This is a genomic window from Actinobacillus seminis (genome assembly GCF_002263215.1).
GTDB classification, from domain to species: Bacteria; Pseudomonadota; Gammaproteobacteria; order Enterobacterales; family Pasteurellaceae; genus Actinobacillus_B; species Actinobacillus_B seminis.
On the sequence record NZ_NLFK01000005.1, the window covers coordinates 75509 to 100846 of the forward strand.

The 25338-nt window shown below is 41.0% G+C and carries 18 protein-coding genes and 1 pseudogene; 6 read left to right on the forward strand and 13 right to left on the reverse strand.

The window, feature by feature from the left end; all coding sequences use genetic code 11:
• Positions 1 to 81 precede the first annotated feature (81 nt).
• The 5 genes and pseudogenes from recD to CFY87_RS06230 all read right to left on the reverse strand — a co-directional run bounded on the left by recD (position 82) and on the right by CFY87_RS06230 (position 8726).
• Positions 82 to 2078 (reverse strand): annotated as a pseudogene (gene recD / locus CFY87_RS06210) (exodeoxyribonuclease V subunit alpha).
• The gene (gene recB, locus CFY87_RS06215; protein WP_094946371.1) at positions 2078 to 5686 is read right to left on the reverse strand and encodes an exodeoxyribonuclease V subunit beta; all 3609 of its coding nucleotides are present in this window, start codon (positions 5684 to 5686) and stop codon (positions 2078 to 2080) included. Before recB ends, recD begins: the two are co-directional and overlap by 1 nt.
• Positions 5687 to 5806: 120 nt before the next feature.
• Positions 5807 to 6163: a DsrE/DsrF/TusD sulfur relay family protein gene (locus tag CFY87_RS06220; RefSeq protein ID WP_094946372.1), complete on the reverse strand. Its 357-nt coding sequence runs from the start codon at positions 6161 to 6163 to the stop codon at positions 5807 to 5809.
• Positions 6164 to 6284: 121 nt separating this feature from the next.
• Positions 6285 to 7595 carry an NCS2 family permease gene (locus CFY87_RS06225; RefSeq protein ID WP_094946373.1) on the reverse strand — a complete coding sequence of 437 codons (1311 nt, stop codon included), beginning with the start codon at positions 7593 to 7595 and terminating at the stop codon, positions 6285 to 6287.
• 174 nt (positions 7596 to 7769) lie between these two features.
• Entirely contained in the window at positions 7770 to 8726 is a 957-nt protein-coding gene (locus CFY87_RS06230; RefSeq protein WP_094946374.1) for an oxidoreductase, read from the reverse strand.
• A 73-nt stretch (positions 8727 to 8799) separates the two neighbouring features.
• Here CFY87_RS06230 and ybaK point away from each other — a divergent pair, with 73 nt between their 5' ends.
• The gene (gene ybaK, locus CFY87_RS06235; RefSeq protein WP_094946375.1) at positions 8800 to 9276 is read left to right on the forward strand and encodes a Cys-tRNA(Pro) deacylase; all 477 of its coding nucleotides are present in this window, start codon (positions 8800 to 8802) and stop codon (positions 9274 to 9276) included.
• Between the two features lie 82 nt (positions 9277 to 9358).
• On the opposite strand, the gene fabA is transcribed toward ybaK, so the two are convergent.
• Together fabA and CFY87_RS06245 are read right to left on the reverse strand one after the other, a co-directional pair.
• Entirely contained in the window at positions 9359 to 9889 is a 531-nt protein-coding gene (gene fabA, locus CFY87_RS06240) for a bifunctional 3-hydroxydecanoyl-ACP dehydratase/trans-2-decenoyl-ACP isomerase (protein ID WP_094946376.1), read from the reverse strand.
• Positions 9890 to 10109: 220 nt separating this feature from the next.
• Positions 10110 to 11888 (reverse strand): AAA family ATPase, encoded by a 1779-nt coding sequence (locus CFY87_RS06245; RefSeq protein WP_094946377.1) that lies wholly within the window; start codon positions 11886 to 11888, stop codon positions 10110 to 10112.
• Positions 11889 to 12041: 153 nt separating this feature from the next.
• Between CFY87_RS06245 and matP the strand changes: the two genes are divergently transcribed.
• Together matP and dld are read left to right on the forward strand one after the other, a co-directional pair.
• Entirely contained in the window at positions 12042 to 12494 is a 453-nt protein-coding gene (gene matP / locus CFY87_RS06250) for a macrodomain Ter protein MatP (protein WP_094946378.1), read from the forward strand.
• A 103-nt stretch (positions 12495 to 12597) separates the two neighbouring features.
• A complete protein-coding gene (gene dld, locus CFY87_RS06255) occupies positions 12598 to 14292 on the forward strand; it encodes a D-lactate dehydrogenase (RefSeq protein WP_094946379.1) in 1695 nt (564 codons plus the stop codon).
• A gap of 62 nt (positions 14293 to 14354) precedes the next feature.
• Here the strand turns inward: dld and CFY87_RS06260 are convergent, their stop codons facing one another.
• From CFY87_RS06260 to CFY87_RS06270, 3 genes are read right to left on the reverse strand one after another with little or no spacing between them, the layout of a single operon-like run.
• The gene (locus CFY87_RS06260; protein ID WP_094946380.1) at positions 14355 to 14687 is read right to left on the reverse strand and encodes a branched-chain amino acid transporter permease; all 333 of its coding nucleotides are present in this window, start codon (positions 14685 to 14687) and stop codon (positions 14355 to 14357) included.
• Between the two features lie 5 nt (positions 14688 to 14692).
• The gene (locus CFY87_RS06265; RefSeq protein ID WP_094946381.1) at positions 14693 to 15427 is read right to left on the reverse strand and encodes an AzlC family ABC transporter permease; all 735 of its coding nucleotides are present in this window, start codon (positions 15425 to 15427) and stop codon (positions 14693 to 14695) included.
• A gap of 1 nt (position 15428) precedes the next feature.
• Positions 15429 to 16355: a LysR family transcriptional regulator gene (locus tag CFY87_RS06270; RefSeq protein WP_094946382.1), complete on the reverse strand. Its 927-nt coding sequence runs from the start codon at positions 16353 to 16355 to the stop codon at positions 15429 to 15431.
• Positions 16356 to 16578: 223 nt separating this feature from the next.
• Here CFY87_RS06270 and metE point away from each other — a divergent pair, with 223 nt between their 5' ends.
• The 3 genes from metE (at position 16579) to CFY87_RS06285 (ending at position 20931) form a co-directional block, all read left to right on the forward strand.
• Positions 16579 to 18852, forward strand: coding sequence for a 5-methyltetrahydropteroyltriglutamate--homocysteine S-methyltransferase (metE, locus tag CFY87_RS06275; protein ID WP_094946383.1), 2274 nt, complete (start codon positions 16579 to 16581; stop codon positions 18850 to 18852).
• Positions 18853 to 19031: 179 nt separating this feature from the next.
• On the forward strand, positions 19032 to 19934 hold the full coding sequence (locus CFY87_RS06280) for a type II restriction endonuclease (RefSeq protein ID WP_094946384.1): 903 nt from the start codon (positions 19032 to 19034) through the stop codon (positions 19932 to 19934).
• On the forward strand, positions 19927 to 20931 hold the full coding sequence (locus tag CFY87_RS06285) for a DNA cytosine methyltransferase (RefSeq protein WP_094946385.1): 1005 nt from the start codon (positions 19927 to 19929) through the stop codon (positions 20929 to 20931). Before CFY87_RS06280 ends, CFY87_RS06285 begins: the two co-directional genes overlap by 8 nt.
• Before the next feature lie 77 nt (positions 20932 to 21008).
• On the opposite strand, the gene tyrA is transcribed toward CFY87_RS06285, so the two are convergent.
• From tyrA to sppA, 3 genes are all read right to left on the reverse strand, one after another.
• Entirely contained in the window at positions 21009 to 22127 is a 1119-nt protein-coding gene (gene tyrA, locus CFY87_RS06290; RefSeq protein ID WP_094946386.1) for a bifunctional chorismate mutase/prephenate dehydrogenase, read from the reverse strand.
• A 9-nt stretch (positions 22128 to 22136) separates the two neighbouring features.
• Complete coding sequence (locus tag CFY87_RS06295) at positions 22137 to 23201, reverse strand: 3-deoxy-7-phosphoheptulonate synthase (RefSeq protein ID WP_094946387.1); 1065 nt, start codon at positions 23199 to 23201, stop codon at positions 22137 to 22139.
• Between the two features lie 201 nt (positions 23202 to 23402).
• Complete coding sequence (gene sppA, locus CFY87_RS06300) at positions 23403 to 25286, reverse strand: signal peptide peptidase SppA (protein ID WP_094946388.1); 1884 nt, start codon at positions 25284 to 25286, stop codon at positions 23403 to 23405.
• Between the last annotated feature and the right edge of the window lie 52 nt (positions 25287 to 25338).

The following is a 25338-nucleotide window of genomic DNA, read 5'->3' on the forward strand; positions in this document are numbered from 1 at the left end:
GCCAAAGTACGGTCAAAAATATGATAATTTTTTCGCCATTAGTAGGAATAAATCGCAAAAGAATCACCGCACTTTTATCGTTTAGACCTCGACTTCCCCCTCTTTTTCCGCCAATTCTGCTAAAACTAATCCCTGCCCTAGCCGACTTTGGCGTGTAGTTTGTTTGTTCACCGCACTTTCCCAACTTAACCGATTGGCAAAAATCGTCAACTGGCTTTTCGCTCGCGTGACGCCGGTATAAACCAATTCTTTGCTTAATACCGGATTCGGTTCAGTCGGCAACACCAAAAAGGTATGATCAAACTCCGACCCTTGGGATTTATGTACCGTCATCACAAACGCCGGTTCATGGCTTGGAATACGGCTGGCAAGTTCGCTTTTCCCGTTTTCAAACCAGTATTTTCCGCGAATTTTATCGCCCTCTCGTTCTGTAATATAAAGCCCGACATCCCCGTTGGATAAGCGAATATTGCTGTCATTTTGCGTAATCATCACGGGTTTTCCCAAGTAACTGTCGCGACTGTGCTGAAAATTCACCAATCCCACTTGACGCAAACGCTCGGCGATCGCTTGATTTAAATATTCGCTACCCAATTCACCAATGCGAAGTGCGGTCAAAAATCGCACAGAATTGAAGGCGGTAAAAATGCGCGGTAAATGTTCGGAAACCGGCAAATTCTGCGCCACCACTTGTTGAAGAATCAGCAAATAATCGTGATAAAAATGTACCGCTCTTTCAACTACAGCATTCACGCAAGTCGCCATATTTTCCTTGATGGACAATTCTGATGATCGGTCGTTCAAACTGTCAAAATCCACTAAGTGAATTTCATTTTCTGTTGCCTGCGTTAATAATTGCCAAGCGGCTTTACTTTGCCGGTTATTGATCAAATTCGCCAATTGCGCAATGTGCGGTTTATCGCCAAAACGCCGACTTACCAGCAAATGACATAAACTGTCACCGATTGCCGCGCCATCACGACATTCTGCAATGTCGCTCCCGACAACTTGACGCAGATAATCCGCTTGCTGCGGACGATACCCTCGTTCGGAAAACTGCCCCAATTCTGCCAAAATCGCGCCCGCTTCTACCGACGCCAATTGATCTTTATCTCCTAACAAAATCAATTTGGTCGTCGGTTTGAGCGCCGCCAATAATTTTGCCATCAAGGTTAAATCAATCATAGAGGCTTCATCAACTACCAATAAATCCAAAGGTAGCGGGTTTTTCGCATGATATTTAGTGCTTCCCTCAAAATAAGACACACCAAGTAAATGATGAAGGGTTTCCGCTTCCGTTGGAATAACATCTAAAATGGCTTTATCTAATTGAATATTTTCTTTATTCTGCAAAAACACCAAGGTTTTTTGCATACTTTCTTTTAAACGCGCTGCCGCTTTTCCCGTCGGTGCGGCTAATTTAATACGCAGCTTTCCTTGATGCAGATCCTGCAACGCTAACAATAAACGGGTCACAGCGGTTGTTTTTCCGGTTCCCGGTCCGCCGGTGATCAAACAAAATGGCTGACGAATAGCGGTAGCCACTGCAATTTTAGGGCGATTATCGGTATCTTGATAAGGAAAATAACGCTGCATAATCTGAGCAATTTGCTTGATAGGAAATACTAATAAAGAAGCCGAAACGGTCGTTGCATGGTGCAAATATTGTACAATCCGCTGTTCATCTTGCCACACACGATAAAAATACAAAGCGTTATATTGAAATACAAAAGGCGCATTTTTTTCGTTGGATCGTCGCTAAAAGCAACATGATCAGCCAGCAAAGATTGCCATTGCGAGACCGGTAATTCTTTGATTTTTTTTCGAATTTCCGTCAAATAATAAAACTCGCTTTTCGGCAAATAAAAGGCATCCGACAAAACCGATTCCGATAAATCGACGCAAGTATGCCCTTGCTGATAATGATAGCTACAAAGTGCGGCTAAAAAAATCGCTAAATTTTGTTTTTCTGGCGGATAAGTTTGCGACTGCGATTTATCAGCGATAAATTTGGCAAAATAATAATCCCCGACATTAATCAACTTTTTTTCTTGTAATTGTTGCAATAAAGCTAACATTAAAACAGCTCCTCCAATCCCTCAATGAGTCGCAGGTCAGGTTTATCAAAAAATATCCCTTGCCCGCTTTTCCCGGACGGGGCAGGTTGCCCATTCATACCGCGCAAAAAAGCATAAATTACGCCGCCAAAATGGCGTTCATATTGATAATCCGGATCGCGCGATTTCAGATAACGGTGTAACGCCACGCAATACAACAAATATTGCCAATCATAATGGCTGTTTAACATCACTTGCGTTAATGCCGACGGGGCATAATCAGCGGCGAGGCTGCCTAAAAAATTGGATTTATAATCCACAATATAATATTTACCTTGATGACGAAAAACCAAATCGATAAAACCGCGTAACATTCCGTTAAATTCGTAAGAAATTAATGGGTTAGATTTTAAATGATGATATTTTTCAAGTAACAAATTAAATTTTTTCGCGCTAAATTTTTGGTTGACCTGTAAATAAAATTGCAACTCACGCAACGCGTTTTTACGCGAAATTTGCCCCAAATTCAGGCTTTCATTGGCAATTAATGGCGTATGTAAAATAGCATTAAACCATTGCTGCAGAGGTACTACCCAATCTTCGCTCAACATTAATCCATGGCAAAAATCTCGCAACTTATCGGCATCAGTGAATTGCGCAAAATCATATTTCTCAAAATAGCGGTGCAATACGGTACCGATATGAGATCCATGAGGAAAATCAAGGGGAGAAAAACCCGAAGGATAAGGTGTAATTTCCGCTTCCTCGCTTATTGGCGAGATAATTTCCTTAGGCATTTCCTCTGTGGTAAATTGCCGATCATAATCTTTTGCCGCATCAGAAATCGGCGATATTTCCACCGCACTTTCACCACTCCGTTCCGCATTTTGCTCTGCCAATAAACGTTGATGCCGCTCCAATAATTTACTAAAACTACTGACTTGCCAATCCCGTTGAATATACCCATGAAATGACGCACTGCTCAATGGTTCTTCCGGCACAACATCAGATAAAGGCGGCAATATTTCTAAAGTGTCAATCGGTTGTATCTCAATGGCTAAATTCGCTGACAGAGATTTTAAATTTTCAATTAAATTGACCACACTTTTATCAAATTTAGCTTTAATTTTCGGCTGATCACCGATTTTCCCTTGCGTAAGGCAATATAACAACGCGCTCCAACTGTCTTTAAATTGTTCCGGCAACGCCATCACTACCTGATATTTCGCGCGAGTTAAGGCAACGTACAATAAACGCAATTCTTCCGCCATTTTTTCTTGCAAACGTTCGTCGGCGTGCGCACCATTCATATCCCAAAACACTTCATCTGCGTCGCTATCATAATAGGTTTCTATCGGATCGCTGTAATTAATCCATGCGTTGGCAATAAACGGTAGCCACACCACATCATAAGCCAAGCCTTTAGATTTGTGGATAGTCACGATTTTGACCAACTCCCTTTCGCTTTCCAAACGGATATTTTCCGTTAAACGCGCTTTGCCTTGAATTTGCTTTTCAAACCAATGTAATAACGCCGCTTCCGTCTCATTTAAACGGGCGGCTTGTTGCAATAATTCCGCTAAATGCAAAAAATCCGTTAATTTACGTTCCCCTTGTGGCTGTGCCAATAATTTTTCGCTAATTTGTTGTTCTTGCAGTAAATAATGCAACATAACCAACACACCTTGTTGCTGCCATAACTTTCGGTAAGCAAGAAAAGTTTCAACCCACATTTCCCATTGGTTTTCATTTTGTCGAATGCGGTACAACTGCTCGCAGCTTAAGGCAAAAAGGCTACAAGAAATAGCGCGCAACAAGGTTCTTTCGCTTAACGGATTAAAACAGGCATACAAAATTTGTAGCAACTCCATTGCCACAGGGCTGTCAACTACATTGCTTTTATCAGATAAATACACCGAAGCAATGCCCCGCGCCAATAAGGCTTGTTTAATCATTTCCGCTTGCGTCGCGCTGCGCACTAACACTGCGATATTTTTGGCTTGTAAGGGATCTTCTGCGATTTTGGCTTGATTTTCCATCGCACTTTTTAGCCAATGCTGAATGGAATTAGCACAACAGTCGGCAAAATTTTTCGCCTCTCCCACATAACAACGCATAGGCGGTTCAATTTTTCCGTTCAACACAAAATCTGCTTTCTCGCTCCCCGCCCGCACCGGTAAAAATTGAATATCTTGGTATAAAAATGGCGGCGGTTGCTGAAAATCAAAAAAGCGGTTAACACAGTCAATCAGCAGCTGACCGGAACGCCAATTTTCCGTTAACGTGTAACGTTGTTGCGCTTGTTTTGCCGCTTTAAGATAAGTAAAAATATCGGCACCGCGAAATTTATAAATAGATTGCTTCGGATCACCAATCATAATAAATCCGCAATCTTTCGCTTGTGGAGAAAGATAAACCGTAGCAAAAATTTGATATTGCAGTGCGTCCGTATCCTGAAATTCGTCAATCATGGCAAAAGGAAATTGCTGCCGAATTAATTCCGCCAAACGCTCTCCTTGCTCGCCATGCAAGGCATCATGCACCAAACGCAATAAATCATTAAAGCCTTTTTGGTGATGATTTAATTTATATTCAAACCAACGTTGCCGAATGGCGTTAATGCAATGATATAAAAAAACCGCTTCCAAAGTGTCAATTTGTGTACCAATTTCAGCGATCAGCTGATCCACTTCGGCAAATATCGGATGCTCCACGGGATTTTTACTTTTGTTGATTGCCTCCGTGGTGAAATACTGGAGTTTTTCCGCGACCGAAATTTTATTCGGATCACTTGCCCAAAGGTGTAACTCGGCAAAGCGGGAGGATAACCAATCCGCACGAACGGTTTTCTTTTCTTTCATCTGTGCGTGTAAATCAGGCGCGACATTTAACCAAGTTTGTTTAAATTCGTTTAATGCGAATAACAACGGACTAATCGCGCTTAAAAAAGAGGAAATATCGCCGTCTAATAAGTGCGGTGCATTAATTTGCGGTTTTAACTCGACACCGGAAAGTTGCGAGGCAATTTTATCCAATAATTGCGCCGGCGTGCGACATTGGGAGAAAATATAACGTGTTGCTGCAACGGATTGATGATAAAAATGTGTGCGCCAAAATTCATTAACGATACGTTGCAATAATTCCTGTTCGTCGCTTAGCAGCTCAATATTAAAATGAATACCTGAATTAAAGGCATATTGCATAAGAGTTTGCAAACAAAAGCTGTGAATAGTCGAAATTTTCGCCAAATCCATATTTTGTTCGGCAAGAGTTAAACGAGAAATGGCTTGCGTTAAATCCGTGATACTGTCTGCCAACTCAAATAAAAAAGGATCCTTTGCCAATACGGTTTTATCTTGCGTTTGGCGATATTGAATAAGCAGTTGTTTGCTTTGATAAATGCGTTCTCGAATACGTTCTTTCAGCTCTTGGGTTGCCATTTCGGTAAAGGTTACCACCAAAATTTGCTCCACATTCAGCGCCTGCGGAAAGGAATTTTCTCCTGCTTGTAATAACAAACGCAAATATAAGGAAACCATGGTATGGGTTTTTCCGGTACCGGCAGAGGCTTCAATAAGGCTGACCGAATGAAGTGGCATGGAGATTGGATTTAAGGATTGTGTCGTCATATTACCAAAAGTTGAGATTAAGCACGCTTGATATTAAACCACCGAAAAACACCATAAAAATATAACACAAAGTGCGGTCATTATTTTCTGTGTTTTTCAGTTTGCGAGATGTAAAAAAGATTAAAAATTTAACACTTTATCGGCAGCCATCGTCCAATCGGCTAATTCCGCCAAGGTACCGATTTCTACGCCCTCTGCTAACGTGGCATCCGTAATGCCGCGCGCATTGGTACAAGTCTTGCATAATTTTATCGCGGCACCTTGCGCGGTCAAAATTTCCAGCATTTGTTGCACATGATAACCCTCCGCCGGATTTTGTTTCGCCAATCCGCCGGTTACTGCATCAGACATCAAAAATAATTTTAAATCGACCGCACTTTTATATTGATCCTGTAGTTGCAACGCTAAACGTAAGGCACTGAAAAAGCTCTCGTTTCCGTAGGCGGCAGAATGGATAATAAATAAAATCTTTTGCATAATAATATCCTTATTGGAAGGAAAACAATGGATTTTCATTGTACACCCTATTGGATAAAAGTAAAAAGCGAATGACACAAAAAAGGCGTTCCGTAGAACACCTTTCTTGAGATTTGGCGGCTTAGCCAACCCAAATAAATTTGGCGATAAAGAGCAGCGCAACGACCCAAACCGGCGCGTTCACTTCTTTCCAACGCCCCGTTCCGACTTTCATCACGCAATAACTAATAAAGCCGAAAGCAATTCCCTCGGTGATGGAATAGGTAAATGGCATCATGGCAGCTGTGATAAAGGCGGGTGTGGCTTCCGTTAAATCATCCCATTGTACGCGAATTAAATTAGATGCCATTAAAATGCCCACATACACCAAAGCGCCCGCTGTGGCATAAGGTGGCACGACGCTTGCTAACGGTGAAAAGAAAATGGTCAATAAGAACAACAAGCCGACAACTAAAGCAGTCATGCCACTACGTCCGCCAACAGAAACGCCGGCGCCACTTTCAATATAAGTACTGATCGCGGAAGTACCGATATAAGAACCGGCAACTGCGCTGACGCTATCCACATACAAGGCTTGTTTCATTTTCGGGAAACGCCCTTTTTCGTCGCTTAATCCCGCTTTATCGGCAACACCTAATAAGGTTCCGGAGGAATCGAATAAATTGACCAATAAAAACGAGAAAATAATACCCAATAAGGCGGTATCCAAAGCGCCGGCAATGTCCACTTCGCCGATAACCGCGTCTAAACTTGGCGGCATAGAAATAATCCCGTGGAAAGCAACATTATCATCAAATAACAAGGCTAAGCACGTGGTGACTACAATGGAAATCAACACGCCTGAATAAATATGACGCGCGGCTAACACCACAATTATAAAAAAGCCCAAAACTCCCATTAATACTTGCGGATTATGTAAATCGCCCAATGCGACCAGCGTTGCCGGGCTCGCCACTACCAATCCCATATTTTTGAACCCGATCAAGGCAATAAAAAAACCGATACCGGCGCCAATCCCAACCCGCAATCCGAGCGGAATGGATGCCATCAACCAATAACGAATTTGAAAAATCGTGAGAATAAATAAGCCGACCGACCCCCAAAAGATAGTTCCCATCCCCACTTGCCAAGAATAGCCTAATTTGCCGACAACCACATAAGCCAAAAATGCATTTAACCCCATTGCCGGCGCTAACGCGATCGGTAAATTACTGAATAATCCCATGGCAATCGTGCCGAACGCGGCGATAAGACAGGTGGTCACGAAAACCGCTTGTTTATCCATTCCTGCATCACCCAAAATAGATGGGTTAACGAAAACGATATAAACCATGGTAAAAAAGGTTGTGATACCGGCGATAATTTCTGTTTTGGCAGTCGTATTTTTTTCTTGTAACTTAAACAGTTTTTGTAGAACAGATTGATTTTCCATTGTTATTTCCATGTGTTGTAAAAAATAAACGTGAAAAACAATCCTAAAGATAGGTGTTTTTCCTACCGATTGTAGCAAAAGCCTTGATAAAGTTCGACGAGTTTTTTTGTAAAAATGATTGCCAATAAAAAAACGACAAAATAATTTGTCGTTTTTAGGGAAAAGGGAATTGATTTAATAGCCTTCTCGATAAAGCCTCTCCAACAATTTGACACCGAGAAACGCGATATTAAAACGTTGTTCGTCAGCAACGGTCCAAAAACTGATGCCACTTTCCACCGCACTTACTCCGCTAATATGCAATTTTACATCCGCTTCGCCATTTTCACATTCACCATTTATCACCGGTGTAATCACCTGCTCTGCATCATATTGAATAAATGGGTTTTGTTGCCATAATTCAATTTGTCTTTCCATCTGTGCATAATCACAAAGTGCGGTCACTTTTTGGCTCATTCCATAAAATACCGGCACTTGCACCGCGTGTAACACAACACTTTCCAATTGCGGAAAAAAGGATTGCACCTGCATTGCCAACGGTTCTCCGTTTTGCGGGAATACGTCAAACGCCAAACGTTGCTGCGTTTCGTCCAAAGGAATACCGTTTAATAATTGTGCAGTTTGACCGGCTAAGCGATTTACGGTTTCCCCGTTGGTATAGGACGCCGGCAGTAATGAAGTCACGCTCAAGTGTTTCACCGGCATATCCTGCAATAATGATGCTGTTGCTAAAATCACTTGCGTCACTTGCGGATTAGGCAAGGAAACAATATTACGGTGTAACTCACTTAATTGCGCCTCATTTATCGTCGGGATCACCGCCGGCACATCCGGCAACCCTGCGCAAATCCCCAATAAATCCAATACCACAACACCGGCGTTAGCGGCTTGTAATAAATAATTGGAGCGTGCCACGTCGGTAGCAAAAAAGGCATATTGAAACTCACTCCAATCCACCTCATCCGCTGCCATTTGCGCCACACTTTTATGATTAAAACGCAATCCCTGTTCTTCGGCGAAAGGGTAAATCTCCACCGCCACAATTTGTTCCACATTCAGCTCTGTTTGTTCTAACGCTTCCACAATTTTTTCGGCTAACTCAAATTCCGCCGCAATGGCAATCTTTAACATTTTTTCTCCCATTAACTGAATAATCAGCGTAAAATAATCTCGCTATTGTACTGAATTATTTAAGGAAAAGAAAATGACACCCGCAATTGATTTACTCAAAAAACACAAAATTCCTTTTATTTTACATAGTTATGATCATGATCCGAATAATACACATTTTGGCGATGAAGCCGCTGAAAAATTAGGTATAAACCCAAATCAATCCTTTAAAACGCTACTCGTCGCGGAAAATGGCGATCAAAAAAAACTCGCCTGTTTTGTATTACCCACCGCGAATATGCTCAATCTTAAAAAAGCGGCGAAAGCTATCCATGTGAAAAAAGTGGAAATGGCGGATAAAGAGTTTGCTCAAAAAAGTTCCGGCTATTTAGTCGGCGGTATTAGCCCTCTCGGGCAGAAAAAACGCCTGACCACCGTGATTGAACAATCGGCATTACAATTCGATAAAATCTATGTTTCCGGCGGCAAACGCGGCTTAAGTGTGGAATTATCCCCGCAAGATTTGGCAACATTACTTAATGCGGAATTTATCGATATTATTGATGAATAACCGAAAGGCGCCCCAATTCATTTTCTTACAACGAATTGGGGAAAATTGAGATAAGAATGCTGTGAGATGAAAAATAACGCAATTAAAAACAAGAGGTATCTTGGAATAACCCGACTTTTAAATCCGTTGCCGTGTAAATGACGCGACCATCCACCTCAACCTCACCATCAGCCATTCCCATCACTAATTTACGATTAATCACCCGTTTCATATTGATACGATAAATCACTTTTTTAGCAGTCGGCAAAATTTGCCCGATAAACTTCACTTCCCCTACACCCAACGCGCGTCCTTTACCCTTGCCGCCAATCCAGCCAAGGTAAAAACCAACCAACTGCCACATTGCATCCAGCCCCAAGCATCCCGGCATCACCGGGTCACCGATAAAATGGCAGCCAAAAAAAGGCAAATCCGGCTTAATATCCAACTCTGCTTCAACATAACCTTTATGAAACAAACCACCTTCTTCATTCATTTCAATAACCCGATCCATCATCAGCATACTCGGTGCCGGCAATTGCGGTCCTTCTTTACCAAATAGCTCTCCACGTCCGGATGCCAACAACTCATCATAGTTATAGCTGCTTTTCTTGTTTGGTGTACAGTTGTTCATTTATTTAAATCCTCTAAATCAAATTTATTTACGCAGAATACCTTAACTTCTAAGCAGTATAACAGCATTGCTAAAAATAATATACAGCTAACAACTGTTAGCTCAACTTATCGGATCAGTTAAAATAAAACAAAAAACAACCGCACTTTTGTATAGAGCAAAATAATAAATGTTATCTTCATGCTTCCAATATAAACTCAAGAGTCGGCAAAAGAACCCGCTAGCGCCCCCAAAATACTCGTCGCAACCAGCCACCTTTTTGCTGTTGCTCGGAACGCAATTCAATACGTTGTTGAATTAAGCGGGAAAGCGGTTGATTATCCGCAGAATAATCCATATTTTCCTCCTCAACCAAATGGCGCCGGAATAAAATTTCACAGGCTTGATACACATCTTCAACCACCCAAATGGAAAATTGATGATTTTTCACCGCACTAACAACCGCTTCAGACAAGCTTAGTTGATGTATCGTTGCACTTGGGATAATAACACCCTGCGAACCGGTTAAACCGCGACGTTCACACAAGGTAAAAAAGCCTTCAATTTTATCGTTTACTCCGCCGACGGAATGCACCAAACCAAATTGATCAATCGCGCCGGTTACCGCAATAGACTGCGGCAAAGGTAAATCCGCCAACGCGCTGGTTAATACACAAAAACCGGCAAGCGAAGCGCTATCGCCATCAATTTCCGCATAGGATTGCTCAAATACAATAGACGCCGAAAAAGGCAATTGTGACGCCAATTCCAAAATATTTGCCAAGCAACTTTCCGCAATCATCAACCCTTTACTATGCAAATTTCCAGCAAGTTCATTTTTACGTTCTACATCAACCACTTCGCCATCACCAAACTGCACGATACAGCTAATACGCGACGGTTCGCCAAACGAAATCGGCGTTCCCTGATATTCCACCACTGACAAGCCATTAATTTGCCCCACCATTTCCCCATCAGTGGCGACAAACACTTGTTCATTTAGAATTTCGCCGTAAGTTTGCTCACGCAAAAAGCCATATTGTTGATATTTTTGCAAAAAATATTGCTCAAAAACGACCGCACTTAATGGACTATCTTGGGTAAACGCTGCCGCATCTGCCAAAAGTGCGGTTAATTTTAACGGAGAAATGCTAATCAAACTGCGGCTTTCAGTTTCTCGAACCAACAGCTGATAAAGTTTATTTACTCCATCATCGGTAAGGTTGGGCAACCCCGCTTGTTTTGCCAAGTTCACCACATAATCGCGCCATAATTGCGGATCCTGTGCGTTATTTAAGGTGAAATAACTTTCAATTTCTGCATAATCCGCCCAATGATAAAGCTCCTCGTCCACTTCATTTAATAATGCTAATTCTTCGCGGCTACCTAATAAAATAACTTTCAACGATAACGGGCAATCCGGAATGTGACAAGGTAACGATTTATAAGGATGCAAGGAGTACCAACTAAAGGTTTTGCTTAATAAAAGCTGTTTTAAGCGTCGCCACAAATCCGATTGCGACAAAAAGGCTGCCGCGCTCAAAATTAATACGCCATTATTCAATTGATGTACCAAGCCCGCGCTTAATTGAATATCTTGTGAACAGGGGTGTATCCTTACTGTGCCGAACAATTGGCTTTGATCGAAATACAATGCCGTTGCCACTGATTTTTGTGCCGCAAAATTGTCGTCAAGAGATTGTGCCGGCTCAATATAAATAGACGGAAAAGAAAAGCTGTCGCCCTGCTCGATAACATAACGTACACCGGAAATTGACAAATTCCGCGCTTGCAACGATTGTATGTGTTTTTCCAATAATTTGGCATATTCCGTTTGATCATCAGCTTTTAAGACCAATAAAGTGCGGTGCGTATTTTGCAAAAAATGTTTTATTGCCGAAGATGCTGCGGGTTGCAAGGTAAAAAAATCGGAAAATTCGCCGGATTGCCCTTGAATATTCAGGGTTGGCGTAAGATCTTGCCAATCCAGTTTTTGTTCGGTTGCCAAAGATAAAGTCACTCTTATTCTCTTTCGGTTAGCATTTTAAAAAGAAATATTATCGCATATTTCCATGATTTTCGCTGTAAAATTTACTAGAAAAAATAGATAAATAGGCGTATGATAATTTACGTTACCACGTCACTAAGTTAGCCAATAAATAAGAGAAATGCCATGAAATACCAAAAACTGGAAAATCAAGAAGCCAATTGGAAATGGGTATATTTAACCAAAAAAGCTCGCGACGGAGAAAATATTACCCGTTACTCGGAACGCAGCTTGCAAGAAAGCATGACTCAACAATTTATTGCCTACCAACATCAGCCGGTGCAAATTGAAGAATGGATTGAAAAACATTTATCCGAAGAATTAATCGTTAAATTGGATCAAGCCATTCGCGCACGCCGAAAACGTTTTTTTAACGCAGAAAAACAAACGACCAAGAAAAAATCCATTGATTTGGAATATGCGGTATGGCTCCGTTTGTCAAAATATTCCCGCAAAATGAAAATGACCCTATCGGAAACCATTTCCTATATGATTGATGAGCGCGAAAGCAAGGCGCTATATGAAAATCAAATGTCGGAAATGAAAGCGAGCTTAAAAGACTTATTGAATAAAAAATAGATTTTTTGTTAAGTTGCTCACATTTTGACGCTTAATCTAAAACTTTCGTATAAGATATTGTTATAATAATGTTACAAATCAGACCTAAAATAAGGATAACATTATGCAAACACAGCAATTAATCTCTGCCCTCACCCAAATTGTTGGAGCTCGCCATATTATTACCGATCCGGATAAAACCGAATCTTATCGTAATGGATATCGTTTTGGCACAGGAAATGCTATCGCAGTACTGCGCCCCGGCTCTTTAGTGGAGTTTTGGCGAATACTAAAAACTTGCGTTGCGGCTGATGTTATTGTGATAACACAAGCTGCAAATACAGGGTTGACCGGTGGTTCAACACCGAGCGGTAATGATTATGATCGCGATATTGTGATTATTAATGTTATGCGTATGAGCGGTATTCAATTAATTAATCATGCCAATCAAGTAATTTGCTTACCCGGGTCTACCTTAAATGAATTAGAAAATCAACTCAAATCGCATGACCGTGAACCGCATTCAGTCATTGGTTCTTCTTGTATCGGTGCTTCAGTTATCGGCGGGATCTGCAATAACTCTGGCGGTGCATTGGTGCAACGAGGTCCGGCGTATACGGAAATGGCATTGTATGCTCAACTTAATGAGCAAGGCGAATTAGAATTAAAAAATCACCTCGGTATTTATCTTGGTGATGAACCGGAAGAAATATTAAACAATTTAGAAAATCAATACTACCAAGCTAAAGATATTCAACAAGATTATGCTAAAGGGCATGATCATTGCTATTGTCACCACGTGCGCCAAATTGATGAAGATACGCCAGCACGTTTTAATGCCGATTCGGCTCGTCATTATGAAGCCTCTGGCAGTGCCGGCAAATTGGCGATTTTTGCTGTGCGTTTAGACACATTTCCACTGGAAAAAAATACTGCAGTATTTTATATCGGTACAAATCAAACTGCCGTACTCAATGAATTACGTCGTCATATGCTTGCCAACTTTGAACAATTGCCAATTTCCGGCGAATATATTCATCGTGATGCCTTTGATATCGCGGCAAAATATGGGAAAGATACGTTTTGGGTCATCAAAAAATTTGGCACGCATCAACTTCCACGCCTGTTCACATTAAAAGCGAAAATAGATCGTATTGCGAAAAAAAGTCGCATTTTACCGACGGATCTTAGCGATAAACTCATGCAAAGTTTGTCTTACCTGCTGCCACAACATTTGCCGAAAAACCTTTGGAATTATCGTGATAAATACGAACACCATCTGATTTTAAAAATGGGAGGTAAAGGTGTACAAGAAGCGAAAACCTATTTGCAGCAATATTTTTCTGATAAGCAAAAAGGCGATTATTTTGAATGTAATGCCCTGGAAACCCAAGCCGCAATGCTGCATCGTTTTGCAGTAGCATCAGCGGCAATTCGTTATCGGGCAATTCACTCAGACCAAGTGGAAGATATTGTGGCACTGGATGTGGCGTTACGTCGTAACGATCAAGAATGGTTTGAAAAACTACCGACAGAAATTGATCATAAAATCATCCATAAATTATATTATGGGCATTTTATGTGTCATGTATTTCACCAAGACTATATTATTAAAAAAGGACATGATTGCTTGGCGTTAGAGCATCAAATGTGGGATTTGCTCGATCAGCGCGGTGCACAATATCCGGCGGAGCATAATGTCGGTCATTTATATAAAGCTAAACCCGAATTACGTAAATTTTATAAATCCCTTGATCCGACGAACAGCTTCAATCCCGGTATAGGGCAAACAACAAAGAAAAAATATTGGCAAGAATAAATATTTCGGTGTTAATAAAAAGTGCGGTGATTTTTACCGCACTTTTCGACTTCCGTTTTTAATTATAAAACAAATACTTGTTGCACCAAAAACATATATAACCCGGTACCGACGATCATGGATAAAAACATATTTTTCTGCCAAAAATGCAGCACTAATACCATAAATCCGGCAATAAAATCCGGCAAACCGAAATAGCCGCCGGTGAGATCAATATTTTTATAACAATAAATCACCAACATGCCAAACATTGCCGCCGGCAGCACTTTGCCTAAATAACGAATATATTCGGGAATGGGACGATTTGCCGGAAATACCCAAAAAGGAAGTAAACGCGATAATTGTACTGCGCCCACCGCCACTGCGATAGTCATTATTTGTTCTAAAAGCGTCATATTGCCTACCCTTCAATCTGCTCGATACGTTGTAATTTTTTCGCCAATTTAGGACGACGCAAGGTTAAGATGCCCCAAATGCCGATTAACGTTGGGATCAGGAAGTTTTCTTTACCGACCAGTAATAAACAAATCAACGCCAACCCTAAGCCTAATAAGGAACTTTCGTGATTTTTTTCTTTCATCCAGTTTTCAGCAAAAATAATTAAAAACAACGCGGTCATGGCAAACTCCACGCCTTTTAAATCCAAGGGTAAATTGCCAAAGAGGTTACCTAATACTGCGCCTAAAATCCAATAACAATGTAAATACAGGGTGACAAAAAACATATACCAACCTTTATCTAAGTGCGGTGGGATTTTTGCCATATAATTTAAGGAAAAACTTTCATCCACCATGGCGCTGATCATATACCAGCGTTTTTTTCCATTTTGCGCACCGTATTTTTCCAACATAGAAATGCCATAAAAGATTTGACGTCCGCTCACCATTAAGGTAATCAAAAAGAGCTGTAAAGGGGCAAATGCCAATACTAAAGAGCCGGCGACGATAAACTCCACCGATCCGGCATAAATTAATGCTGCCATCACCAACGGATACCATATACCAAAGCCCAGCGTTTTCATATACAATCCGTAAGCAATGCCTAAAAATAAAAAACCGAGAATCATCGGTACCGAATAAGGAAACGCCGCTTTCGCCGCGCCCCAAATCGGGCTCGTTTGTTTTATATCTGACATGTTATTCCTCTAACATTGATAAACCGGGTAATGTGGAGAAGCTTTGCGATTTTACGGTTTCATAGAAATCATCAAAATAGGACGCGTTGTCATTTTCTCGACGGGCGGCATATAAATTGCTGTATAACCCGTCCTCCGTGATTTTTCGCGCCACAATATAACCACGATCCAAATAAGGTTTTGCCGCCCAAAATGGTAAAGCGGCAATGCCTCGTTTACTGGCGACCAATTGAATTATTGCAATAGTAAGTTCGCTGGTGCGGCGAGTTGGATTGATACCTTGCGGATGCAATACTTTGCGCAATAAATCCAACATATCATCCGGCACAGGATAGGTAATCAAAGTTTGATCAATAAAATCTTCCGCCTGCCAAATCGCTTTGTTCGCTAAGGGATGATCTTTGGCGCAAAGCCCGACCATTTCATAGGAAAACAACGGTTGATGCACAATGCCCGGTGTTTCTTCCACTTCGGAAACAACCGCCCAATCTGCGCGATGAGTAAGCAATAATCCGACAGGATCCGTATGAAATCCGGAGACAATATCCAATTCCACTAAAGGCCAATGTTGACGAAAACTATCCATTGCCGGCATCAACCAGTCAAAACAAGTATGGCATTCCACCGCGATACGCAACTCTCCTGCCTCGCCTTCTTTTACCCGTGCCAAATCTCGCTCGGCTTCGATAACTTTCGGTAAAATTTGGTTGGCAAGCTGTATCAAACGATCACCCGCGGCGGTAAAACGTAAGGGTTGTGTTTTACGTTCAAATAGCGACAAGCCATATTGATCTTCAAGTAATTTTATTTGATGAGATAAGGCGGATTGAGTGAGATAAACTCGTTTGGCGGCAAGCGAAACACTGCCGGTTTCTTTTAATGCCAATAAAGTTTTTAAATGTCTTAACTCCAGAAAAATCGGTTTCATTAAAATTGTTCATAAAAAAGAAGAAATAATGAGTGAAATTATATAAAAAAAATGACCGCACTTCTAATGAAATCAAGAACAATCCCAATTATTAATTTTATTCATGCAAAATGTGAAAAATATGATATTGCATAATGACCTGACTTTCGGCATGATGATTGCAACCGGACGTTTAGACGTCTAAATAACTCAATTCAATCTTAAATGCAAAAAGGAGTTCAGTATGACAACATTCCACTTATCCGGATTTCCGCGTGTAGGCGCCAAACGTGAATTAAAATTTGCCCAAGAGCGTTATTGGCGGGGTGAAATTGACGAGCAAGATTTAGTCGAAATTGCCAAAGCGTTACGCGAAATTAACTGGAAACATCAAGCCAATGCGCAAGCGGATTATGTTGCGGTCGCAGATTTTACATTCTACGATCACATTTTAGATTTACAAGTAGCCACCGGCGCTATCCCCGCGCGTTTTGGTTTTGATAGCCAACATTTGACTCTGAATCAATATTTCCAATTGGCGCGTGGTAATGAAGATCAATTTGCTATTGAAATGACCAAATGGTTTGATACAAACTATCATTATTTAGTGCCGGAATTACATAAAAATACGCAATTTAAAGCCAATCCGGCGCACTATGTTCAGCAAATCCGCGAAGCCAAAGCCCTTGGTTTTAAAGCGAAACCGACCATTGTCGGTCCGTTGACGTTTCTTTGGTTAAGTAAAGAAAAAGGTGCTAGTTTTGACCGTTTTGAACTGTTAAATCAATTAGTTCCGGTTTACGTAGAAATTTTGACCTCACTTGCAGCCGAAGGGGTGGAATGGATTCAAATTGATGAACCGGCGCTAGCGGTAGATCTGCCAGCGCAATGGATAGAAGCCTATAACACTGTTTATGCAACACTTGCTAAAAACGTGCCGGCAAAATTATTGCTTGCCACTTATTTCGGTTCAGTAGCGCCACATGCAGATTTGCTGAAGAATTTACCGGTTGCGGGGTTACACATTGATTTAGTGCGCGCGCCGGAACAATTGGCGGCATTTGAAGATTATGACAACGTGCTTTCCGTCGGGATCATTGATGGGCGCAATATTTGGCGCGCGAATTTAAATGCGGTATTGGATGTTGTTGAGCCGCTAAAAGCAAAACTCGGCGATCGTTTATGGATCGCACCAAGCTGCTCATTGCTGCATACGCCTTATGATTTATCGGTTGAAACGCAATTGCAAGCCAATAAACCGGAACTGTACCGTTGGCTCGCCTTTAGTTTGCAAAAAATTCAAGAATTACGCCAAATTAAGAGCGCACTTGAACAAGGACGTTCAGCGGTTCAAGCAGAATTAGACGATAGTCAAGCCGCGGCGGATGCGCGAGCAAACAGCAAAGAAATTCATCGTCCGGAAGTCGCGCAACGCCTTGCTAATTTGCCCCCAAATGCAGATAAGCGTCAATCGCCATTTGCCGAGCGCATTGCAAAACAGAATGCTTGGTTAAAATTACCGCTATTGCCAACCACCAATATCGGTTCTTTTCCACAAACCAGTGAAATCCGCCAAGCGCGCGCCAGCTTCAAAAAAGGTACGCTGTCGTTGGAAGCTTATGAAGCTGCAATGAAAAAAGAAATCGAATATGTCGTGCGTCGCCAAGAGGAATTGGATTTGGATGTGTTGGTGCATGGTGAAGCGGAACGCAATGACATGGTGGAATATTTCGGCGAATTACTCGACGGTTTTGCGTTTACTAAATTCGGTTGGGTGCAAAGTTATGGTTCTCGTTGCGTGAAACCGCCTGTGATTTATGGGGATGTCGTCCGTCCGGAACCAATGACCGTGCGTTGGTCAACCTATGCGCAAAGTCTAACAAACAAAGTGATGAAAGGGATGCTGACAGGACCGGTCACGATTTTACAATGGTCATTTGTGCGTAACGATATTCCGCGTGCCACCGTGTGTAAACAAATCGGCGTGGCATTGTCTGACGAAGTATTGGATTTAGAAGCGGCCGGCATTAAAGTCATTCAAATTGACGAACCCGCTATTCGCGAAGGATTGCCGTTAAAACGGGCGGATTGGGATAATTACCTACAATGGGCAGGCGAAGCTTTCCGTTTAAGCTACATGGGTGTGCAAGATGATACGCAAATCCATACCCATATGTGTTATTCCGAATTTAACGATATTTTACCGGCAATCGTGGGGCTGGATGCGGATGTGATCACAATTGAAACCTCCCGTTCCGATATGGAATTATTAACTGCATTTGCCGATTTTAACTATCCTAATGATATCGGACCGGGCGTTTACGATATTCACAGTCCACGGGTGCCAAAAGCAGAGGAAATCGAACATTTATTGCGCAAAGCGCTTAATGTAGTACCCAAAGAACGCCTATGGGTCAACCCGGATTGCGGTTTAAAAACCCGTGGCTGGAAAGAAACTCTCGAACAGTTAAAGGTGATGGTTAACGTGACCAAAAAATTACGCGCAGAACTCGCGTAATTGAATAAATAAGCGGTAGAGTGTTAAGAGGATTTCAATGATAAAACCTCTTAAATTTCTACCGCATTTTTCTTATACTAATTATCAACACTGTTAATTTAAATTTATACGCTTCATCCAGTAACAATAGTGGATAATTCTTGTTATACTACTCAGCAAAATTTCTCTTAGGTATCATTATGAAAACAGAAACTATCGAAGTGTTATTCAAACTGCCTGAAAGTGAAGAACATCATTTTGCCGACTTTATTAAAAAACAACGTGATTTGTTGATTTCTAGCCCAAAGGAAAATGCAAAGAAAGCCACGGAAAAAAATGCAAAAATTATTAAAAAATTACTGAAAGAAAATAAAATTTCTGATGTAATTATTCATTTGCGTGAGCATTCTTACGAAGAATATTTAAAGGAAGAAAGCATTCTTAATGGCGTGATTTTAAAGGAAATCAGCCGTAAATTTGATACACCACATCATATTTTTGCAAAGTTAAGTGATCGGTTATTTACCCTAAACATCAATCAAAAAGATGAGTTCCAACAAGAATTGATTGAAACCTTTGGCAATTATGCTGGTGCAATTAGTCCTTATATTTATCAACTTTGTTTAAGTAATACACAATCTCGTCGTTCTCGTGCTGGTAAAACTTTTGAAGGTATTATCTATTTTCTTTATGAAAATTTCGGTTATACCTTTAATTCTCAAGCACAAGTAGGGCGTAAAGAATTTTCAAAATTAGGTTTAGGTAAAATTGTGGATAGTATTTTACCAAGCGTGGAAGCTTTTAACGAACGTCGTGATAAAACTATTATTGGATCAATGAAAACCACATTGCGTGAACGCTGGCAAGAAGTAGTCGAAGAAGTCAGTCGTTCAAACATTCCTTGTATTTATTTGCTGACCGTTGATGATGATATTTCGGAAAATAAAGCCATTCAAATGGGCAATCATAATATCGTATTAGTGGTGATAAATTCCGTAAAAAATCAACCGCACTTAAAGGATAAACGCAGTATTATCAACTTTGAAAATTATTTCTTAGAAGAAATTCCAAACATAATGAAATATTGGGGTGAAAATGCTTAAACTCATTGATTTATTTGCAGGTATTGGCGGTATTCGCCTAGGCTTTGAGCAAGCCTTTGGCAACATTCAATGTGTTTTTGCCTCTGAAATTGATAAATATGCTATTCAAACTTATCAAGCAAATTTTGGCGATGAGCCTATTCACGGTGATATTACGCAAATTGATGAAAACGATGTACCTGATCACGATATTCTACTCGGTGGTTTCCCTTGCCAGCCATTCTCACAAGCAGGATTAAAAAAAGGATTTACGGACACTCGTGGGACATTATTTTTTGATATTGAACGCATTTTATTAGCCAAACGTCCACAAGCTTTTTTGTTGGAAAATGTGAAACAACTTAAAGGACACGACAAGGGAAAAACTTTACAAGTCATTTTGGAACATTTAAAAGAAGCAGGTTATAAAGTTTATTATGATGTTCTAAAAGCAAGAGATTTTGGTGCGCCACAAAATCGGGAACGTATTTATTTGGTTGGTTTTTTAGATCACAACATTGAATTTAAATTCCCACAACCAACTGGATTATCAACCCGAGTAGGAGATATTTTAGAAAAATCTGTTGATGAAAAATATACTCTTTCAAACAGGCTTTGGGCTGGTCATCAACGACGTAAAGAACAGAATAAGCTTAATGGTAAAGGTTTTGGTTACGGATTATTTAATGAACATTCGGAATATACCAATACCATTTCTGCTCGTTATTACAAAGATGGCAGCGAAATTCTAATTCAACAAAAAGGTAAAAACCCACGTAAACTTACACCAAGAGAAGCTGCTCGTTTACAAGGTTTTCCAGCAGATTACAAAATTCCAGTTTCTGATGCACAATCTTACAAACAATTTGGTAATAGCGTTTGTGTGCCTGTAATACGAGCAATTGCAGAGAATATGCGTAAGGCGATGGAGAAACGCGTTAATGAGAAAAAAGAGCCTGTTCAGATCAAACCATCTTTAGAACCAACACAAGAAGCTCAACAGTTATCTATATTTTAATAAAGCAAGCTGTGGAGTGTTAAGAGGATTTTAATGATAAAATCTCTTACATTTCCACCGCACTTTTCTAAACCTAATTAACGCCCGTCATTGGCTTGTTGCAGCAATTGGCGGCTTTCTTTTAAGAATTGTTCGGAATATTCGCCGAACCAAGCATGAACTTGATTGAAACAGTCAATAAAACCTTGTCTATCGCCTTGTTCAAAAAAGGCTAAACTTTCTTCATAGCTTTGTTTTAAGCTTTTTATCACCGCTAAATTTTCAGGTTTATCCATGATAATGTCCGCATATAATGCCGCATCTTGGGCAAACAAGCGTCCGATCATTGCCAATTCCAAGCGGTAAATCGGCGAAGATAGCGCCAGCAATTGTGATAATTGCACCGGTTGTTTGGAAAGGTGTAATCCGCTGGTAAATGTGGCGAAATGGCGCAAGGCTTGAATGTAGGTCATGCTTTGGTCATGCTCTTCGGCTGCCACTTGGTAAATTTTAGCGCCCCAAATTTGCATTTGGCTCAAAAGCCATTGATATTGTTCCGGATAACGCCCGTCGCAACGCACCACGACTTGCTTTGCCATGCTGGCAATATCCGGTCCGAACATTGGGTGTAATCCTAATACGGGTCCTTGATGCACTTCCAACATTTTTGCCAACGGCGCCCGTTTTACTGAGGTTAAATCCGCAAGCAAGGTTTGCTCCGATAAATATGGAGCAAGGCGTTCAATGGTTTGCAAGGTTTGATCGATAGGAACAGAAACGATCACCACATTCGCCCCGGATAAAATTGTTTCCGCCTGATTCCAGCCATCACGATCTAATGCTATGACGTTGTAACCTGATGCACTAAGATAACGGGAAAATAGTGAGCCTAATTTTCCATCCCCGCCCACAATCACGATTTTCTTAATCGCTTCATTTACCGTTTTAAAACCTAAATGATGCTCTCGGAAATAAGATTCACGCATTAAACGACGCAATACATCTTCAATCAAATCTGCCGGCACGCCTATGTTTTCTGCTTCCTGACGACGGGCTTGCAACATGGCATTTTCGCGTTCCGGTACATAAATCGGTAATCCATATTGGTGTTTCACTTCCCCAACTTGTTTTACCAATTCCAAACGCTTCGCAAATAAATTCAATAATTCACGATCCAGCTTGTCAATCTCATTTCGAAGTTCGTTTAATGCGTCCACAACATCACCTTATTTCTTTTTTAACTCGTCGCTTATTTTACGCAATAATTGTTCCGTTGTCTGCCAATCAATGCACGCATCCGTGATTGAAACTCCATATTTCATGTCACAAACCGGCTGTTCCGCACTTTGATTACCCGCATTTAAGTTACTTTCCAACATCAATCCCACAATAGAACGATTGCCATTTACAATTTGCTGCACCGCATCCTCTGCCACGCTCGGCTGACGACGATAATCTTTATTGGAGTTACCATGGCTACAGTCAATCATAATCGCACTTTCCAAGCCCGCTTTAGTCAATTCTTCTTCGCATTGCTGCACAAACTCCGCCGCATAATTCGGTTTTTTGCCACCACGTAAAATCACATGGCCATTCGGATTACCGGCAGTATGCAATAAATTCACTTGTCCTTGTTGGTTAATCCCAATAAAACTATGCCCCATCGACGCCGCTTTCATAGCGTTAATAGCAGTTGCCAAACTACCGTCCGTACCGTTTTTAAACCCCACCGCCATGGATAAACCGGATGCTAATTCGCGGTGAGTTTGTGATTCCGTCGTACGCGCGCCGATTGCCGACCAACTGAATAAATCAGCCATATATTGCGGCGTGATCGGATCAAGAGCTTCGGTCGCCAGAGGTAAACCTAATTCGGATAATTCCAACAATAATTGGCGAGAAATATGCAAACCATGCTCAACATCAAAGGTACCATCAATTTTCGGGTCATTAATTAACCCTTTCCAACCGACAGTAGTTCTCGGTTTTTCAAAATACACCCGCATTACAATATAAAGCTGATCTTTCAATTCGTCGGATAAGACTTTTAATTTGTGGGCATACTCAATGGCAGCAAGCGGATCGTGAATCGAGCAAGGACCGATAACCACCAACAAACGTGGATCTTTTTTATGAATAATATCGGCAATTTCTTGACGAGATTTTTCAATTTGGCTACGTAACGCGGCAGGAAGCGGCAATTTTTCTTTTAATTCTTTAGGCGTGATCAGTACTTTTTCATTCACGATATTGACGTTATGAATACTGTCTTTGTGGTTTACATGGTTCATGGAACACCCTCTTTTGTAAATTTATAAATACACAAAATGTAATAAATACATTACATCACAATCGGAACAACTTCAATCTTTATTTTAAAAATTCAATATCTTTAATAAGCATAGTGATTTTTTACTGAATTTTGACAAAAAAAGACCGCACTTTATGATAAAAATGCGACCTGTTAGCTTTTGTTCGAAAAGTTGTACAAATTATTTTACATTTGCACAATTTAAACAATACAGATATTGTCCTTTTGGATCATTCAATTGATTTAACTTGCCCAGCTGTTGCTGCAATTGTTGCGCTTGTTTTGGAAAACCACTCCATTCCAACACCGCATTTTTGATCCAACTTTGCCGACTTTGTTTTAAATCCCTCAATAACGTCGAAATTAATGAATTATCTTCATCCTCTAACCATTCCACGCCAATATCTTGCAATTGCTCCTCTGCCGGACGACCTTTATTAATCAACTCAATGGCTTTTTCTACCGCGACATCAAAATCGCCAATTGCATCCACCAATTTACGTTGATACGCATCTTCCCCCAACCAAACTTGCCCTTGCGCAATGTTATCCACTTCAGCTTTACTGATTTTGCGTCCTTGACTCACTACATCTAAGAAACGATCATAACCTTTCTCAATTTCCAACTGAATAATTTCGCTGTTTACCGCAGAAATCGGGGTAAATGGTGAACGGGTCACTAAATCCGTGGTCGCCACACCATCCGCCGAAACACCGGCTTTTTTGATGGTATTTTCAAATGTCGGTACCATAGCAAAAATCCCAATGGAGCCGGTAATCGTATTTTTATCCGCCACAATATAATCCGCGGTACTGGAAATCCAATAACCACCGGACGCCGCCATACCGCCCATAGACACAATGACCGGTTTTCCGCCTTGTTGCAAATGCGACACTTCCTGACGAATTAATTCAGAAGCAAACGCGCTACCGCCCGGGCTATTCACTCGTAAAATCACCGCTTTAATCTGCGGATCATCATAGGCTTGGCGCAACAACGCCGCAATGGTATCGCCACCCACATCGTCTTCGGCGCTTTCGCCATCAATAATTGCACCTTCCACATTAACTACCGCAATTTTATTCACACTGTCACTGTGCATACGATCCGGTAAATTTGCCAGATAGTCGTCAAATGGCAATAATTTTGCATCACCATCACTATTTTTACCGAAAAGTGCGGTCAATTTTTGGTCTAAAGTAAAACGATCGGTAGTCTGCGTAACCAATTTACGTTGTTTAGCATAGGCGGTACTATCGCCCTGTAAGGCTTTTAAATCTTGTAAATACTGTGACGCCTTCGGCAACACGCTATTTAGCGGAATTTGACGATTATCCGCGATTTGTTGCTGATAATTTTGCCACATTTTGCCTAACCATTGCTGCAAATTCGATTTGGCTTCCGCAGACATAGCATCTCGCAAAAACGGTTCCACTGCCGATTTATAGCTTCCCACACGGAAAATATGTGGCGTAATAGCGAATTTATCCAGCAAAGATTTAAAATACAACTGATCTACTGCCATCCCTTCAATACCAACGCTACCTTGCGTATTCAAATAAATTTCATCTGCATAACTTGCCAAAAAATATTGCGCCTGCGTGTAATTATCCGCATAAGCAATAACCGGTTTACCGCTGGCTTTAAATAATCGGATGGCTTTGCCTACATATTCCAACGCAGGCAAATCCCCTCCCTCAAAATAATTCAAATCCAGCACCAAACCTTTAATCCGAGCATCTTCAGCTGCACCGGAAATCGCATAGCCCACATCAAATGTCGAAATTTGGCGCGGAACGTGCTGATTGTTTAGCGTTTTCAATGCGCTGTTCCACGACATAGAATTTTCCCGATTATCGCGCAAATAACCGTCTAAATTAACCCATAATGCACCCTGATCGCCACTTAAATCCTGTGCGACCGTTTTTCCCTGAAAACTGGTGACCAAACTTAATAAACCTAACCCCAGCACGACAAAAAGCAAAAAGACCAGATTCATGACTAAATCGCGGATAAAATTTAATATCCGCCAACAAAATTTGACAAAATTGAGAATAAATTGCATAGATTTCCTTTTCATTAACTTAAAAACGCTTTACCATACCACAGAATGCGGA